Source organism: Asticcacaulis sp. AC402 (assembly GCF_000495835.1).
Taxonomy (GTDB): Bacteria; Pseudomonadota; Alphaproteobacteria; order Caulobacterales; family Caulobacteraceae; genus Asticcacaulis.
This window is the reverse complement of the sequence record NZ_AWGC01000002.1, coordinates 39,659-56,524: the sequence shown is the minus strand read 5'-3', so window position 1 is coordinate 56,524 and position 16,866 is coordinate 39,659. Positions and strand designations below refer to the sequence as shown.

11 protein-coding genes are annotated in these 16,866 nt (G+C 61.1%); 6 read left to right on the top strand and 5 right to left on the bottom strand.

The genetic code is table 11. The features are described from left to right. From ABAC402_RS40410 to ABAC402_RS22350, 3 genes are all read left to right on the top strand, one after another. A partial coding sequence (locus ABAC402_RS40410) for a TonB-dependent receptor (protein WP_023447856.1) occupies window positions 1-2,254 on the top strand: 2,254 nt, incomplete at its 5' end. Window positions 2,255-2,437: 183 nt separating this feature from the next. Continuing rightward, window positions 2,438-5,026 carry an alpha-L-rhamnosidase C-terminal domain-containing protein gene (locus ABAC402_RS22355; protein WP_155847271.1) on the top strand — a complete coding sequence of 863 codons (2,589 nt, stop codon included), beginning with the start codon at window positions 2,438-2,440 and terminating at the stop codon, window positions 5,024-5,026. A 221-nt stretch (window positions 5,027-5,247) separates the two neighbouring features. Next, complete coding sequence (locus ABAC402_RS22350) at window positions 5,248-7,950, top strand: hypothetical protein (RefSeq protein WP_031235042.1); 2,703 nt, start codon at window positions 5,248-5,250, stop codon at window positions 7,948-7,950. Window positions 7,951-8,060: 110 nt separating this feature from the next. On the opposite strand, the gene ABAC402_RS22345 is transcribed toward ABAC402_RS22350, so the two are convergent. Genes ABAC402_RS22345 through ABAC402_RS22330 form a run of 4 tightly spaced genes read right to left on the bottom strand, consistent with a single transcriptional unit; the run spans window position 8,061 to window position 12,124 of the window. Then, window positions 8,061-8,615: an NTP transferase domain-containing protein gene (locus tag ABAC402_RS22345; protein ID WP_023447853.1), complete on the bottom strand. Its 555-nt coding sequence runs from the start codon at window positions 8,613-8,615 to the stop codon at window positions 8,061-8,063. Continuing rightward, window positions 8,600-9,466 carry an XdhC family protein gene (locus tag ABAC402_RS22340; protein ID WP_023447852.1) on the bottom strand — a complete coding sequence of 289 codons (867 nt, stop codon included), beginning with the start codon at window positions 9,464-9,466 and terminating at the stop codon, window positions 8,600-8,602. The genes ABAC402_RS22345 and ABAC402_RS22340 overlap by 16 nt, the downstream gene beginning before the upstream one ends. Then, a complete protein-coding gene (locus tag ABAC402_RS22335; RefSeq protein ID WP_023447851.1) occupies window positions 9,463-11,643 on the bottom strand; it encodes a xanthine dehydrogenase family protein molybdopterin-binding subunit in 2,181 nt (726 codons plus the stop codon). Before ABAC402_RS22335 ends, ABAC402_RS22340 begins: the two co-directional genes overlap by 4 nt. Window position 11,644: 1 nt before the next feature. Next, the gene (locus tag ABAC402_RS22330) at window positions 11,645-12,124 is read right to left on the bottom strand and encodes a (2Fe-2S)-binding protein (RefSeq protein ID WP_023447850.1); all 480 of its coding nucleotides are present in this window, start codon (window positions 12,122-12,124) and stop codon (window positions 11,645-11,647) included. Between the two features lie 162 nt (window positions 12,125-12,286). On the opposite strand from ABAC402_RS22330, the gene ABAC402_RS22325 reads away from it, so the two are divergent. The 3 genes from ABAC402_RS22325 to ABAC402_RS40060 all read left to right on the top strand — a co-directional run bounded on the left by ABAC402_RS22325 (window position 12,287) and on the right by ABAC402_RS40060 (window position 15,773). Beyond that, window positions 12,287-12,667, top strand: coding sequence for a cytochrome c family protein (locus ABAC402_RS22325; RefSeq protein WP_023447849.1), 381 nt, complete (start codon window positions 12,287-12,289; stop codon window positions 12,665-12,667). 291 nt (window positions 12,668-12,958) lie between these two features. Next, window positions 12,959-15,238, top strand: a complete 2,280-nt coding sequence (locus tag ABAC402_RS22320; RefSeq protein WP_023447848.1) for an outer membrane beta-barrel family protein — start codon at window positions 12,959-12,961, stop codon at window positions 15,236-15,238. 106 nt (window positions 15,239-15,344) lie between these two features. Further along, window positions 15,345-15,773, top strand: a complete 429-nt coding sequence (locus ABAC402_RS40060; RefSeq protein WP_155847270.1) for a hypothetical protein — start codon at window positions 15,345-15,347, stop codon at window positions 15,771-15,773. Between the two features lie 35 nt (window positions 15,774-15,808). Here the strand turns inward: ABAC402_RS40060 and ABAC402_RS22310 are convergent, their stop codons facing one another. Further along, window positions 15,809-16,828, bottom strand: coding sequence for a cupin-like domain-containing protein (locus tag ABAC402_RS22310; RefSeq protein ID WP_023447845.1), 1,020 nt, complete (start codon window positions 16,826-16,828; stop codon window positions 15,809-15,811). Window positions 16,829-16,866: the final 38 nt, after the last annotated feature.

Below are 16,866 nucleotides of genomic sequence, written 5' to 3'. Positions count from 1 at the left end.
GAATACCAACAACTGGAAGACCATGACCTTCTCGACGGGGGGCAATTATGATGGCGAGCGTCTGAACATCGACTTCATCGTAGGTCGCGGCCATACCGAATACACCCGTTACGACCGCCGCATGGGCCTCTCCTATTCCTACGGTCCGGCGACGTTTGAAATCGATCCGACGTCAGGGTTCTGGAACATCACTCCCTCCTCCGCCTATGATGATTCCAATCCGGCGCTGTATACCATCATGAGCCCCCAGACGGTCGCTCAGAACGCTGTTCCGGCCGGTGGCGTCGTCGCCAGCGGTACCTCAAACGGCCTCAACCCGAACGCCGTCAACGCCTATACCGTCGCCCAGCGTCCCTGGGTCAGCCCAACCATAGGTATCCAGTATTCTCCGAGGCAGCAGGAGACCAACGAAACCACGCTTCGCCTGGATGCCGACTATGATCTTGAAGGTGTTGTGCCCTTCATCACCAAGGTCTATTCCGGGTTTAACGTCCGAGAATTCGACCAGAAGGCCTGGGCCGGCGGGGCCTATACAGTGTCGCCCGCCATAAATCGTAACACCACCACTGGTGCCGCCATTCCTTACGGCCAGCCCGGCTATGTCAATCCGATTGTCGTTCCGGACTCGACCTTCCGTGGCCAGGTCCGCGCCTGCGACGACACACGTTACGGTCTGACGGGCACGGCAGCGCCGACCGGCGCTGAGCCCTGCAACTACGGCTATGTGCCGTTCAACGATTTGGCCAACAATCAGGAAGGCCTGTTCACCCTGCGCCAGGCTGACCTGACCGGCATTATCGGCGAGGTCCTGCGGGAGCCGTGGAACCAGTTCTACAATAGCTATCCAGACCGTGGCGACCTGTTCGACGGCTGGACCCAGATCGATGTCGAGAAGTTCTACAGCCTGCTAACCGACTATTCGAGCAAGCCGGGCTACAGTGGCGGAGATCCGCTGGCTAAGTACAATTTCGACTGCCTCAAGGTCTGTAAGGGCAACGACGGCAAGGACTATACGATGCCGTTCTCCTATGCCTGGGAACGCAATTCGGCGGCCTATCTCATGGCCGACTTCGAAGTTAACCTTCCTTTCTCCATGCGTTTCGACGGCAACGGCGGTTATCGCTTTGTCCACACGGACACCAAGGGTAACGGCTTCATGACCTTTACTGCCATCCGCAAGACCTCCGCCTTCAACCCGGCGGCGCCGAACGCGGTCGGCGGTACGGTTTCGGCCAGCGTCACCAAGCAAGTCGCCATCGAGTCCAGCACCGACGACATCACACCCAGTCTGAACCTCAACCTTTGGGGCTTCGATGACAAGGTTGTGGCGCGCTATAACTGGGGTGAAGTTATCGCCCGTCCGCCTTTGAACCGTCTGCTGCCGTCCGGAACCTGTACCTACGACCAGCGCGACGTTGACACCGGCACCACCAACGACTGTAGCACCGTCGGGAATCCGGGCCTGGAAGCGTACCAGTCGCTGAACCAGAACTACAGCCTGGAATACTACCCGAACCGCGACACGATGTTCTCGTTGGCCTACTTCAAGAACAAGATCGTTCGCGGCGCCCCAATCGTGCAGAGCACCACAGGCAAGGTCTTGGAAGGCACTGGCGCTGTAGATCCACTGACCGGGGAATCGCTGGAAGATATCGACTTCGTCTACCCGACCTACGTCAATGGCCAGGGGCTGTCGCGCAACGGCCTCGAAGCCTCGACCAAGATCGCCTTCACCTTCCTGCCGTGGCGCTTCAAGTATCTCGGCTTCGACGGCAACTATGCCAAGATCGAATCCTCGCTGACGGCGGACGGCTGGTATGACCTGGTCACGGGCGCTGAATTGCCGCCGGTGAACGAGCCCTCCTACTACTACAACGCCTCGATCTGGTATGACGACGGACGCACCACCGCCCGTCTGGCCATCCAGGGCCGCGATCAGGTGTTCGACTGTATCTCCGCCTGCGGCGCCAACACGGTCAACAACTACCCGAACCCGGCCGGTGGCCGTACCACGGTCCTGCCGTACAACCCGGGGGCGCCGAACTACACCGAGAAGACGACCTATGTCGACTTCAAGGTGACGCATGAGTTCAAGAAGGGCATGGAAGCCTTCTTTGAAGTCCGCAACGTCAACAACGAAGTGGTCATGCGTTCACAAGGCGAATCGGCCAACTTCGCCGACGGCACGCCCAGCATCCTGTCCAGCACCTGGCCGGGCTACCGGATCACCACGGGCATAACCATCCGTCACTAAAGCCTCAATGATACTTCCTCCCTGAAGTGCACTCGAGCGCTGGTCCTTCGGGACCAGCGCTTTCTTTTTCCTTAATCCCTTCCGTGGCGAAGCGCAGTACCTGGAACAGATTGGAACGGTAGGCTTCCAAATCGCGATCCGGAGCCTCGATCAAATGTTCATCGTCTCATAGCGATCCAGAGGTTGAACATCCCCCTCCGGACCTTTAGATTCACCCAAGGTTTGAACGCAAATCCACCGTTTGTCACACGTTCCGCGCTTGCCCATTACAAAGAGTCAAAAGCGATGTTGAAATTAGAGCGCATCCCAAAAAGTGTGGCGCACTTTTTGGGCAAAGATGCGGGTCAAAACAAAAACTTAGAGCGCCGATCCAATTCTACCGGATCGAAACGCGCTCTAATTACTATGCTTGGCGTCATTGCAGCGTTGGCCGGAAGCGCCGTTGCGTCCAACGCGGAGCCTTTGTGGGTAACCTATCCGGGGCTTGAAGAAAAAAAGCCTGTGTTCCTGCACTTCCGACGTGAAGTGATCCTGGACAGTCTCGCCGCCAGCTATCCGGTGGAACTTAGCGCCGACAATCGCTTCATTCTGTATGTCAACGGGAAGCGTGTGGCGGAAGGTCCCTCGCGTGGCGACCTGGCGCACTGGCGGTACGAACAGCTTGATCTCAGGCCTTACCTCCACAAGGGCAAGAATGTTGTGGCAGCCGAGGTGTGGAATAGTTTCACCGGCGAGACTCCGCCGCGTGCGCCGTTAGCCCAGGTCAGCGCGCGGACGGGTTTCTGGCTCCGAGGCGATGGTGCGGCATCTGTTTTTGAGACTGGAGCAAGTTGGCGCGTGTCGCGCGACAGGAGCCGCACGTTCGAGTCGCCTTGGCCCCATTTGAATACAGTATTGGGAGGCACCTATTATGTCGCTGGAAGCTCTGAGATCGTCGATGCTGCTCAGGCTGACTGGAATTGGAATGCCCTGGAGGAGACCCATGCCGAGTGGGTGAACGCAGTAGCGGCCCTGGCGCCGGGTGAGGCCGCACCGTGGGCGCTGCAATCCGACAAGCTGCCCCCCATGCGCTACACGCCGGTTTCTCCTGGTGAGGTCGTTCGGACCAACCTCGCTTCGGGCACGGCATTCCCGAAATCGTCTGTGACAATCGCCGCGCATGCTTCCGCTACACTGCTGATTGATCAGGCGAAAATGGTGTCCGCCTATCCTGAGTTCGTCGTTTCAGGCGGCAAAGGCGCGAAAATCACCGTCACCTATTCTGAAGCCCTCTACGATAAGAATAAGAAAAAGGGGGATCGCAATGCCATTGGAGACCGCCTGGTTCTTGGAGTTGAGGATACCTTCCTGCCAGACGGAGCACATCGCGTCTCATTCCGCCCTTTGTGGTGGCGGACCTGGCGTTACATGCAGCTCCATGTCGAGACAGGCGATCAGCCCCTCACGCTGGAAGGATTGTCGCTTCATGAGACAGGGTATCCCTTTGACGAGCGAGGCTTCTTCAAATCAGACGATGCGGCGCTCAACCAGATTTGGGAGATAGGATGGCGTACGTTGCAGATAAACGCCCATGAGACCTTCATGGATAGTTCCTACTGGGAACAACTGCAGTATGTCGGCGATACGCGTATCGACAACTATATCGTTTATACGGTGGCCGGTGATCCGCGTCTTCCAATCCAAGCGATAGACGCTTTTGGTCATTCGCAGGGCAAGGACGGAATGATCCAGTCCGCCTATCCATCGAGCGGTGACAATATCATACCGCCATTTGGTCTTTTGTGGCTTGGGATGATGCGCGACTATGCTCAGTACCATCCCGACACGGATGTGCTGAAGCGAAACCTCGCGGGCGCGCGCAAGATCTTGGATTGGTACGCGCCCTATGTCGCCAGTAACGGACTTGTCGGCATTACGCCGAAATGGAATTACATCGATTGGGCTGGTGAAGCCCAGCAACCCGGTAACCCAACGCACGAGGATCGTTTCCCGTCGTTCGACGCGGCGATGAAGACCTCGTGCATCATTTCGTTGAGCTACCTCGGCGCACTGAATGACATGGCTGTGGTGGAAATGGCGGCGGGAGACCCTGCACTGGCGGCGGCCGATCGGCAAAAAGCTGACGCCATCAAGAACGCTATTCACGATCAGTGCTGGGACGCAGACAAAGGGCTTTATGCTGACTCTCCGGACAGGACCGTGTTTAGCCAGCACGCCAACGCTCTCGCAGTGCTTTATGATGTCGCCCCGAAGGACAAGGCGGCAGGCATTCTGAGAAAGGTTACAAAGGGACATGGAGTCGACGCCCCGGAAGGTATTATCGAGGCGAGCTATTATTTTTCGTGGTATATCGTCAAGGCGTTCGACCATGCCGATCTCGATGACGAGTATCTTGTCTTGGTTGAAACCTGGCGTGATCTTCTGACATTGAACTATACGACCTGGCCAGAAAGCCGCGGAGACACACGTTCCGATACCCACGCCTGGTCGTCTCACCCGACGGCAGACCTAATCGGCATTGTGGCAGGTATACGCCCTGGTGCGCTCGGGTACAGTTCGGCTGTGATTGAGCCGCACCTGGGGACTCTAAAGTCTGTCGACGCCGCGACGCCAACGCCTCACGGGCTCGTTTCCGTCAGCTATCGGTTATCCGGCCAGAAGATGCTTGCGACGATAAGCGTCCCTGAGGGCCTGCCGGCTCGATTTATCTGGAAGGGTCGGACGTACCCACTCGAGACCGGGACCAATCAACTGGAGCTACTGACGCCGTGACTTTGAGTCTTAGGCGTGTCGTGCACGGGTTCGTTACGCGGCCAACCTATCCGGATAGCTAAATACCGTATCTCACGTCGAAAGCTTCGTTGCATCAAGACGTTAGAGAAATGACCAGCCTTATGTCGAATTTGATTGAGGTTGACAAATTGTGCGCGCACGTGTTCATTTCTCGAAACGCGTCGCGCCGGGGAAAGCGCCAAGCCCATAAGCGAGGAAACATGTCCGAACTCTCCCGGCGCCAACTCATGACGGCTACAGCCGCGCTTGGCGTGGCCGGGTCGCTTCCAGCGGTGGCTGCAGCCCGAACTCCCGACACTCCCATCGTCTGGCTGGACGGAGATGCGCCTGGATTCAACGAAGGCATGACCTTCGGCATTCCGTGGCCGCTAGGGGCGGTCAAGGCCAGCACGCAGTTCGCCCTGGGCGATGTGCCGGTTCAGTCATGGCCAATCGCCTACTGGCCAGACGGCTCGCTGAAATGGTCGGCTCATGCGACGGCAGCCGGCGCGGCCTCCGCGGCGAACTACAGATTAAAGCCTGGCACGCCCGCCGCGCCCGCCGCGTCCGTCAAGGTCACCCAGACAACTGACTCCATCGCCATCACCTGCGGCGACCGCCAATGGACCGTCCCAACCAGGGGTGAGGTTCTGATCTCCGGCGCTACGGTCGCCGGCCGACAGGTCATGGGCGCGGTCAGCCTGACCGTCCTGACCCAGGACACGCCGGGCCTTGACGACAGCGACGCCGTTAAACAGACCCGCCATCGCGGCGTCGTCACCCGGGCCACGATCGAGCAAGCCGGCCCCGTCCGCGTCGTCATCAAGCTGGATGGCCACCACAGCGACGGTGCGCGGCAATGGCTGCCATTCTCAGTCCGCCTCTACGCCCATGCCGGCGCCGAGTCCCTGCGCATCGTCCACAGCTTCATCTGGGACGGCGACGAGACCACGGACTTCATCCGCGGCATCGGTCTCACAGCCAGCGTGCCGATGCGCGACGAACTCTACGACCGCCATGTCCGCTTCACCGGACAGGAAGGCGGCGTCTGGGGCGAGGCCGTTCGGCCCTTGACAGGCCTGCGTCGAGATACCGGCAAGGTCAATCGCGAGGCCCAGGTGGCGGGCAGGGCCATCCCCGACCTCGCCGGCATGAACGCCAACGTCCGCGCCAATCTCGTCCATATCCCGGCCTGGGGTGACTTCACCCTGTCGCAATCCACCGCTGATGGCTATTCTATCAAAAAGCGCACCTTGCCCGGCCACGGCTGGATCGATGTCATCAGCAGCCACCGCGCCTCGGGCCTGGTCTATGCCGGTGGCGCCACCGGTGGGGTCACGCTGGGCCTGAAGGACTTCTGGCAGCGCGCCGCCACCAGGCTGGACGTGCGCAACGCCGCGTCCGAAGAGGCGGCCGTTACCGCCTGGCTGTGGTCGCCGGATGGTCCGGCCATGGACATGCGCACCTACCGCCCGGTTTGGGGCATGGAGACGTTCGAAGCCCAGAACAAGGGCCTCGACATCACCTACGAAGACTACGAACCTGGCTGGGACCGGGCCTATGGCGCTGCCCGCACCTCCGAGCTGATGCTTTGGGCCTTGGCCGCCACGCCGGAACGCCCGCGCCTGGCCCAAATGGCGGTGGCCACGGCCACCCCGCCGCGCCTGACCACCACGCCGGTGCGCCTGCACCAGGCCGGCGTCTTCGGTGAATGGAGCCTGCCCGACACCTCAACCCCGATCCGCGCGGCCATCGAAAACCGTTTCACCTACCAACTCGACTACTATCTCAGCCAGATCGAGCAGCACCGATGGTACGGCTTCTGGAACTATGGCGACGTCATGCACACCTACGATGCCGACCGCCACGCCTGGCGCTATGACATCGGCGGCTTTGCCTGGGACAATTCCGAGCTCTCGACCGACATGATGCTGTGGTACGGCTACCTGCGCAGCGGCCGCGCCGACGTCTTCCGCATGGCTGAGGCCATGACGCGCCAGACGGGGGAGGCCGACGTTTACCACCTTGGCCCGTGGAAGGGTTTCGGCACCCGCCATGGTGTCCAGTTTTTCAGCGACTCGTCGAAACAGCCCCGCGTCTCCCAGGCGGCCTATCGTCGTTTCTTCTACTATCTGACGGCCGACGAGCGTACCGGCGACCTGATGCGCGACCTGGTCAATTCCGAAAACAGCCTGCAGAACGTCTATATTGAGCGCAAGGTCAGGGCCGGGGGGACTGGCCAGGCGCGCGAGCGGGTACCGGGCACGGTCGATTGCGCTTTCGGAACGAGCTGGGGTTCGTTCATCGCAGCCTGGTTCACCGAGTGGGAGCGTACCGCCGATACCAAATGGCGCGACCGCATCGTCAACGGCATGAATACGATCGCCACGATGAAATACGGCTGGTTCGCCGGCGGGGCGCCCTTCGACCTGAAGACAGGCAAATTCCTCGGCGCCGGCGACAAGGTCAGCATCTCGCACCTCAACGGCGTCTTCGGCGTCTATGAGATGCATATGGAGCTGCTGCCGCTGCTCGATGTCCCGGCTTACAAGAAGGTGTGGCTGGACTACTGCAAATACTACAACGCCCCCGAAACCGAGATCGAGGCCTTCCTGGGCGAGAAGCCGCGCGGCCGTAATCTGCGTGAAGGCCACTCGCGCTTAACCGCCTATGCGGCGCGCGAACTGAAGGACGAGGCTCTGGCCAAACGGGCGTGGGAGGAGCTCCTGGGCGGCGACAATCCGCGTTGGCGCACCAATCTCAAACCTCAGACGACGCGGATCGCTGGTTCTGACGTCCTGCATCCGCTGGACGAGGACCCCGCGATCTCGACCAACGGCGCGGCGCAATGGGGCCTCGCGGCAACGGCTAACCTGGCCCTTATTCCCCAGGCTTTGGACGCCGAAGGCGCGGGGTATCTGTAACGGCTCAAGCAGCCTTCTTACTTCTCCTCCCCATCATTGATGGGGAGGTGGCGAGCAAGTGAGCCAGGCCGAAGGCCATTGGCGAAACGCGTCGAGACGGAGGGGGCCTCTTAGCGGTCAAAATCCTCTGGCGTATCCAGATCGATCAACCCGCCATTTCCGGGCATGCCTAAGATAGTGACATTATACCACCCATTCTCGATCACACGCCGCGCACCTGCCTGCCCATCCAACCGGCGCAGTTCCTCAAAACAAGCCCGGCGAAACAATACCGGATGACCCTGCCGGCCGTCATACTCCGGCACGACAATATCCGCCTCTACTGCCGCCAAAACGCCAAACACCGACGTCTCGACAAATGGCATATCCCCCAGCGCAAAAAAAACAGCCTCCACATCCGGCCGCAACGCCGCAACCCCCAGGGCAATCGACAATCCCATCCCGGCTTCCGGATCGGGATTGACCACCACATCGAACCCTTCGGCCAACGCCAGAACCCCGCTGCCCGCCTGGGTCACCACCACCCTTTGACCCGCCTCCACGGCCCGAACTGTGTCCAATACATGCGCCACCATCGGCCGGCCACGCAGCAGCGCCATCAGCTTGTCTGCATCGCCGAAACGCCGCGACAGCCCCGCCGCCAGCACAATCACTGCCGGTAGCATTGCACAATTTCCGCCAAAGCCGACAGAGCAATCTCCGGCGGCGTCCTGGCCCCGATATCCAGTCCGACCGGTCCATTAATCCGCGCCCCCGCGTCGTCAAGGCCCATAAGCGCCAGTCGCTCCAGTCGCGCTGCCTGCGCGCGGCGGCTGCCCAAGGCCCCGATGTAGAACGCCTCCGACGTCACTGCCCGGGCGAGAATGTCAGCTTCGTGGTCATGATCGTGGAACAGGGTCAGTACCGCCGTATGCCGATCGAACGTCGTGGCGCCAAAGGCTTCCAGCGCCAGGGCGGTAAATCCCAGTCCCCGCAATACCTCAAGCGTATCCGGATCCGGCGAATAGGCCACCGGCTCCATCTCCAGGGCCGCGGCAAACTGCAAGGTCGAGGTCATGATCGGACCCTGGCCGACAGCGATCAGCCTCGGCGCCGGCGGATAAACCCGTAAAAACCCGCCCGTCTCCAGCACCGCCTCCCGCCGCGCCGCCCGCGCCGCGACCACGGCCTCGACCGTCGCCACACCTAGTCCGACATCAAAAGCAATATCAATGCCCGATCCGCACGGCAGGCGCAGGTCGACAAACCGCGACCCGTCACCATAGCGCTCGACATGGTTCTCTTCGCGCTCGATCGCCGCGATGGCATCCAACACCAGCGCCTTCTCGATACAGCCGCCGGAGATCAGGCCGACATGGCGGCCGTCCTCGCACACGGCCACCTGGCTGCCGACCGGCCGCGGAGAGCCGCCATGGGCCACGACCAGTGTCAGGAGGGCGCATCTTTTGCCCTCCCGCCGCCAGTCCAGCCAGTGTTGCAGCACGAAATCCCGATAGTCGGGCGCTGCTACGATCAAGCCAGGTCCCCTGGCCGGATGGGCAGATTGCGCAGCCGCTTGCCGGTCACTGCGAAGATGGCGTTGGCCACCGCCGGTACGACCGGCGGCAGGGCCGGTTCGCCCACCCCGGTCGGCGAAAATCCGGTGATGTGAAAATGGGTGTCGATCTGCGGCGCCTGGGACATGCGGATCAGCGGGAAGTCGTGAAAGTTCGACTGCTGGACCGCCGCGTCGGCAAAGGTGATCTCGCCGTACATTTCCCCGATCCCATCGATGACCGAGCCCTCGACCTGGTTCACGGCATGGCTCGGATTGATGACGACCGAACCGATATCGCCGACCACCCAGACCTTCTGGACATGGAAGAATCCGTCCGCCACCTTGACCTGCGCGACCTCGGCGAAATAGCCCTGGTGGCAGAAATAGCTCGCGACGCCGAAGGCAGTACCCTTGGGTAGCTGGGTCTTGCCCCATCCCGACCGTTCGGCGACGATCTTCAACACGTCGCGCATCCGCTCAGGATTATAGATCCACGGATTGCCGGCCTCGGTATGGGGATGCTCCGCCAGGCGCGCCTCGATCTGATCCAACCGAAACGCGACAGCATCCTTGCCCGCGGCATGAGCAAGTTCATCAACAAAGGCCTCGCTGACGAAGGCCAGCAGGTTGCTGGACGGCGCCCGTAGGTAACCGGTGGTCACCGGGGTTTCAATATAGGATTCCGCCATGCGGTTATGCGCCGTTGTTACGGCCAGGATGCCGCGGGCGTCGACATCCGCGCCTTGGGCCACCTTCCCGTCGCGGGTATAGGTGACGGCGTGCTGACGAAACGCCGTCAGCCGCCCGGCTGCATCCAGGCCGCCTTCCAGCCGGACATGCGCACCCGGCCGGTAATAGTCGTTCTGGATATCATCCTCGCGTGTCCAGGTCAGTTTGACCGGCACGCCGGCCTTTTTGGCGATGACGGCCGCTTCGACCATATAGTCGTTTTCCAACCGGCGTCCGAAGCCGCCGCCGCAGCGGATCATGTGGATGGTGATCTTTTCGGGGGCGACGCCCAGCGCCTTGGCCACGAGATCGCGGCCCGAGCCCGGATTCTGCGTCGGCGCCCATATCTCGACGCCATCCGCCCGGACGTGAACGGTGCAGTTCTGCGGCTCCAGATTGACGTGCGGCAGAAACGGTGCGCCATAGTCGGCACTGACCTGTTTGTGGGCCTTGGCCAGGGCTGCATCGACATCGCCCTGACTCGACGTCACCTTGGCCGGCGCGGCTTTGAACAGCTCATTTGCTTTCGCGGCATAGGTTTCCGTGGTGTGTCCGGCGCCCGAAGCGGTGTCCCACTGGATGTTCAGCACCTCGCGCGCCCGGTTGGCGTACCACCAGTTGCTGGCGATAATGGCGACCCCGTCCTTCACCCCATGCAGCCAATCGTTACCGTAATCGGCGGCCTTCAGGATAAAGGCATCCTTGACACCCTTCATCGCCTTGGCGGCATTGAGGTCGGCGGAGACAACCTTCGCGCCGAAGGCCGGGGGCCGGACAAACACGGCATGCGCCATACCGGGCACAGTGATGTCGATGCCGAAGATCGGCTCACCCTTGACAATCTTCGGGCTGTCATAGCCCTTTTTCGACTTGCCGATAATGGTGAAGTTCTTTGGATCCTTCAGCTTGAGCGTCGCCGGATCGGGTGCCGGCAGCTTGGCGGCATCGTCAGCGACCTCGCCATAGCTGATCTTTCGGTCGCCGTTATGGATCACCCCGGCCTTGACCATGCAGTCATCGGGCTTGACGCCCCATCGGTTGGCAGCGGCCGTCACCAGCATGAGCCGCGCCGCCGCGCCGGTCTGGCGCATGGGAATCCAGTGCATCGGTGTGGCCATGCTGCCGCCGGCGAACTGAGGGCCGTACTTGGGATCGGAATCGGCCTGGACGATCTTGACCTGATCCCAGGCAACGTCCAGCTCTTCGGCGATCAGCATGGGCAGCATGGTCTTGATACCCTGGCCAATCTCCGGATTCTTGGAGACCAGGGTAACGCCGCCGGCCCGGTTGACGATGACGTAGTGGCTCAGTGGAACGTTCGGTGCGATGGTCAGGGCCTGGGCACCCCACCCCAGCATCAATCCGCCACCGGCCGCTGCGCCAGCCGTCAAAAACAAACGGCGCGAAGGTTGAAACTTGTCGTCCATCTCAGACCTCCCGCGTGTCGGCAGTGGCCATGCCAGCCGCCTGCTTGATGGCCTGGCGGATGCGGGCATAGGTGGCGCAACGGCAGATATTGCCTTCCATGGCCTCGTCAATCTGGGCATCGGTCGGCTTGGGCGTCTGGCTAAGCAAGGCGGTGGCCGCCATGATCTGGCCGGCCTGGCAGTAGCCGCACTGCATGACATCGACGTCCAGCCATGCTGCCTGGACCTTGGCCCCAATCTGAGACGCCGAAATCCCTTCGATCGTAGTGATCTTCGCACCCTCAACCGAGGACACGGGCGTGATGCAGGCTCGCGTCGCTTCGCCATCCAGGTGGATGGTGCAGGCGCCGCATTGCGCAATGCCGCAGCCGAACTTTGTCCCGGTCAGGTTCAGTTCGTCGCGCAAGACCCACAGCAGCGGCATGTCGCCATCGACATCGACCTCGCGCGTCTTGCCATTGATGTTCAGTTTGTAAGCCAAGTTGCCCTCCTGCTCCGGCGTTCGTCCTGCGCCATAAACCCCCGGATGGTGCCGCCGGTGAAACTAGCCGAAGTCGCCCGCTTCGTCCACCGTCGCATTTGTGCCCTTGACACATGACATAATCCAACGTTTTTTAATTGCGCAATCCACGAAAGGAAACCCATGTCGCGTACCCGATATCTTGCTGTTGCCGCCCTTGCGCTGGGTGTGGCTTCACCGGCTATGGCGAATGATGTCGCCGACGGGCAGGTGGTTTTCAAGCAGATGTGCAGTGCCTGTCACACGGCGACGGCCGGGGGCAAGGCGGGTGTCGGCCCGAACCTGCATGGTGTCGTCGGCCGCAAGATCGGCTCCGCGCCGGGCTTCAAATATTCCAAGCCCCTGACCGCTGATGCCGCTGCGGGCACCAAGTGGACAAGGGAGAGCGTGTCAACCTATCTGGCCGCACCGCAAAAAGCCAAGCCTGGCACATCGATGATGATTGCTGTCAAGGACGAAGCCAAGCGCGCCAAGCTGGTCGCCTATCTCAACAGCCTGAAGTAAGCGGATAGAGCTGTTTTTCCTGTCTCCTCCCCATGTTTTCAATGGGGTGCGGGGTGGCCCGTGCCATGGCGAGCAAGTGAGGCCGAAGTCCGTAACGCGTCGAGACGGAGGGGGCCTCTGTGTGGCCGTTCGAATACCACCGCTGCGCCACATCGGCCACACTTACCGCATCTTTGCAGAACGGACACTGAGACGTCTTTACAACGCCGCCATTTATTTGCACGGCATAAAGACGGGTTTGCAGTGCACGCGCGTTGATTGGTATGACAATTCAATCATGCGCCGGAAAAAATGAGCGAAATGAAAAATACCGCCTTCATCAGGTCGACAACCGCCCTGTACAGTGCCCTGCTGCTGAGCGTCTTTTTGCCGGCTCTGGCCCAGGCCCAAGCGGCGCCGGCCGAGACAAAACCCGCGGGGACGGCGCCCGCCGAGGCAGCACCCGCTACCCCGCCAGCCGAAGGAACCACAACGGTCACGGTCACTGGCAAGAAGCCGCAGAACCGCATCGACCGCCAGTCCTACGACGTCAAGAACGACATCGATGCCCAGTCCGGCACAGCGTCGGACGCGCTGAACAAGGTGCCGTCGGTCAATGTCGACCCGGAAGGCAATGTCACCCTGCGCGGCAATTCCAATGTCCAGGTCTTTGTCGACGGCAAGCCTTCGGCCATGATGCGCGGTGATAACCGCGCCGCCACGCTGCAATCGCTGTCCGGCGGCGATATCGACTCGGTTGAGGTGATGAACAACCCCGGCGCCCAGTTCAGTGCCGAAGGTTCGGGTGGCATCATCAACATCGTTTTGCGCCGCAACCGTAAGCCCGGCAATTCCGGCACTGTCATCGCCAATGCCGGCAGCCAGGGCCGCTACAATGCTACCTTCTCCGGTGCGCGCAATTCCGGTAAGCTGACTCTCTCCGGTGGCGCCAGCTTCCGCCACGACGGCCGCGACAGCCGCTCCTCTTCGACGCAGCAACGCTTCAACCAGGCCGGCACCGTCGTCTCCGAACGTGATCAATCCGGCGTCGGCTCCAACCGTTTCGACAACCTGTCGCTCAACGGCGGCGCAGACTATAACATCACCGACACCGATCAGGTCAGCACCCAACTCGGCTACGGCAAGCGCACCGCCCAAAGCCAAGGCAGCGACGTCTACAGCGGCTTCGACAACAGCGGCCCTACGCCGCGCAACATCGACCGCACGCGGGACTCCATCGGCGAGAACGACCGCGAGGACACGTCTTTCTCTGTCCGCTGGGACCATACCGGCGACTCCCCGGCCGAAACGCTTAAGGTCGATCTGCGCGCCAGTACCTCGAACGGCAAGACTCGCAATACCGCCTTTACCGACTATGTAACTGGCACCGATTTCGAAGAAGTCCGGACGTCAGATTCGCGCACCACGAACGGTAATTTCAGCATCGACTACCAGCGCAATGTCGGCGAAGGCCAGCTGTCGCTGGGCACCCAGACCAGCTACGATGACAATCAGGTCATCAACACCTCTGCCAGCGGTGATCCTGACGCGCCGTCGGATGCTCTGCTGAACAACGACTTCGCCTATAAACAGATCGTCAATGCCGCCTATGTCACCTGGCAAACTCCGATTGGCGAAAAGTGGGTGGTTATGGGCGGTCTGCGCTCGGAAACCATCGACCTCAAGACACGCCAGATCACCACAGGCACGACAGGCACCACCAGCTACACCAAGCTGGTCCCCAGCGCCTTTGCCACCTACACCCTGTCGGACAATTCCAAGCTGCGCTTTTCCTATTCGCACCGCCTGCGCCGGCCCAACCCCCAGGATTTGAATCCCTACGTCATCTATCTCGACCCGCAGAACGTCATCTCCGGCAATCCGGATCTCGACCCGTCCGAAAGCGACTCCTTTGAAGCCGGCTATGAGTACAACAAGGACCAGACCTCCTACGCGCTGCGCCTCTACTACCGCAAGTCGGTCAACCAGATCACCGACGTCTCGACCTTCATCAGCCCGGGCGTCCTGCTGACGACGAAGCAGAATCTGGGCGAGGGCCAGCAAGCCGGCCTGGAGTTCAACTATAACAGTAAGCTGTGGCAAAAGCTGACGGTCAGCGTCAACGGCAATCTCGGCTACGAAGAGTTGGATACGCCCAACGGTGGCAACGATTCCGGCATTACGGCCCGCGGCCGCGCCAGCCTGGACTATCAGGTAACGACCAAGGACCGGGTTCAGCTGTCGATGTTCACCTCGGGTCAGCAATTGACCGGTCAGGGCTACCGCTCGCCGTTCAGCCGCGGGCAACTGTCCTACCGCCGCCAGATCAATCCAAAGCTGGCCTTCGTGGCGACTGCGGACGACATCTTCCGCACGGCCAAGGTGCGCAGCGTGACGGACACCAGCACGGTCTACAGCGAGTCCTACCGCAGCATGAGCGCCCCGACCTTCTATATCGGCCTGAACTACATCCTGGGCGCGGCTGGCAATAACCCGAATCAGAACCAGGATGGCCAGAACCGCGAACGCTGGCGCGAAGGTGGTGGTGGCCGCGGCAACTGGGGCGGCCCTGGCGGCGGCGGAGGGTTCTAAGTCCTGAGCTTACACCTGGCGCTCTCCGCGCCCCTTCCTATACCTCCCTGCGCCCTTTCGCGCGGGGTGAGCGAAGCCGAGATATATCTCGGCAAGCGCAAGGGCCATGAGCGCAACGAAGCAACGTGAAGGTTTTTGTTTTACGGATGCAACCACAGGCCGCGTGATGTCAGAACAATACCCTGAAAACTGGAGTGGTCTCCAGTATCCCGATTGGCGCTCCGAACTGCTGGTCTATCTCAGAGACGGCTGCGACCCTTCGCATTACCTGAAGGTCCACGACGTGGAGTTCGACCTCCATTTCTTTTTTGACGATCATGACTTCGCCGATGATCCCGTCGGCATGATTGGCCTTGCCCTGTTCGACGAGGGCGAAGCCGCAGCGATCGCGGAACTGGTCAAGGCCTACGCTGCCGCGCTCGGCCCAGGTTCAAAAATGCCGGACGTCAGGACGGTCAACTGGCAGCCCGTCGCCGAGGCTGCTCAAAAGGCCTACACGCTTATTCTCAAAGGTGGCGAGCCCACCTTCCGATAGCATAGCGTGGCCGCTATAAGCCTGCCCGCCACCACTCAAATGCCGTTCGCCATCTTCTTCAGGGCCTTGACGAGGTCCGCGCGTGTTTGCGGTGTCGGCCTGCCCAGCGCGCTTTGATGCTGCGGCGGAATATGAGCCACCGGATCGCCATCCGTCTGAAAAACATAGTGGTCGAACATGGCGTTCCAATAGTGTCGCTCGGCCGGCGGCAGGTTCTTCAGGGCCAGCAGGCCGCAGAGAAAAGCAGCCATCGGATTGTCCAGGGTGTCGGGCGCCGCGCCCCACCAATAGTTGACCAGGACATTGAAGCCGTCCAGCGACTGGACGTGGTGCCACCAGTACTTGGGTACATACAGCGCGTCACCCGGCTCCATGTCCGCGACCTGCGCGGTTGCCAGGGCATCCTTCAGACGGGGAAAACGCTCAAAATCGGGTTCCTCCAGGCTGGCCAGGCTGATGGCGCGGCCCGCCGGTGTGTGGTCCATCGGGCCGATATAAAGGTTTTTCACCTGCTCGGGCGGGAACAGAATGAAACGGCGGTGGCCGGCGACGACGCAGGCCAGGTTGTGGTCATGGTCGTTGTGCGTCTGGGCGCGCGTGGCATTGCTGATCCAGATGCGCGGCGTAATCTGAGGCGGGATTACCGGATTGGGGTTGTCGGCGACGAAGCGCGGCAGGTGGTCCGGTATCGGTGTCGACTGGATATAGATATAAAAGGGATTGGGATGGTCCAGGGCGGCGATCAGCTGATCGATTCCGGCGGAGATGGACTTGCTGCGTTTGTGAAAGTTGAAATCATGCATGTCAGGGCCATAGGCCAGGCGCCCCTTCATGGCATTGTGGCCTTCCATGACCGAAGCCGGCCGGCCATTGTCCAGCGACTTGAGGTAGCCGGCTATGTCGTGCGGTGTCTTCCGGGCATGCTGTGCGGCGGGCCAGTGCGCAACCAGACCCCTCAGCAAGACAGGACGGCCTTCCTGGACGAGGGTCACGAACATTTCGGGTGTCGCCTGTTCGATGACCCTGACCTTGGGAAGCGCGTAAATGTGGTCCATGGAATACAGTCCGAGCGTTGAGGTGTTCCACGTAGGGG